This is a genomic window from Bradyrhizobium sp. CCBAU 11434 (assembly GCF_028128895.1).
Taxonomy (GTDB): Bacteria; Pseudomonadota; Alphaproteobacteria; order Rhizobiales; family Xanthobacteraceae; genus Bradyrhizobium; species Bradyrhizobium zhengyangense.
The window spans coordinates 559-1,189 of the sequence record NZ_LBJX01000006.1 but is presented as its reverse complement, the minus strand read 5'-3'; the positions used below and the strand labels follow the sequence as shown (position 1 = coordinate 1,189).

General features: G+C 52.9%; 1 protein-coding gene. It reads left to right on the top strand.

The features are described from left to right. The coding region (locus XI06_RS07235; RefSeq protein ID WP_271604946.1) for a cadherin-like domain-containing protein at window positions 1-631 on the top strand (631 nt) is incomplete at both ends.

Below are 631 nucleotides of genomic sequence, written 5' to 3'. Positions count from 1 at the left end.
CGTTTTTAATGTCAATCAACCACCGGTCGCGCAGGATGGTACCCTGTCGGGGAGCGAAGACCACAGCATTTCAGGGCAGGTCAGCGCGATTGTTCCCGACCCGCTCACAGGCTCGATTGCGTTTAATCTTGTCAGCGGCCCTCAGCACGGAACGATAGACTTTCAGGCAGATGGTTCATTTGTTTTCACCCCAAGCCCAGACTTTAACGGCAATGATTCCTTTACTTTCCAAGCCAACGATGGAGACCTCACGTCTGATACTGCAACGTTCAAGCTTAGTGTTAGCGAGGTGAACGATGCCCCGGTAACCGCCGGGGATTTTAAGACCGGCAGCGAAAACAAGCAGATCGTGTTTGCTGCATCAGATTTGAGTGCCAATGACACGCCCGGTCCCGCCAATGAGGCTGGACAACATCTATTGGTGACATCTGTCTCTCGAACTGCAGACACACACGGCCAGGTCTCTCTGGCAGACGGCCAAATCGCCTACACGCCTGATAAGGATTATGTCGGAGAAGCATCATTCAATTATACCGTCACGGACGACGGAACCACGAATGGTGAGCCGGACCCGCAAAGCAGCTTGGGAACTGTCACCGTCAATATCTTGTCCAGCAAGGCCTTGACCTAT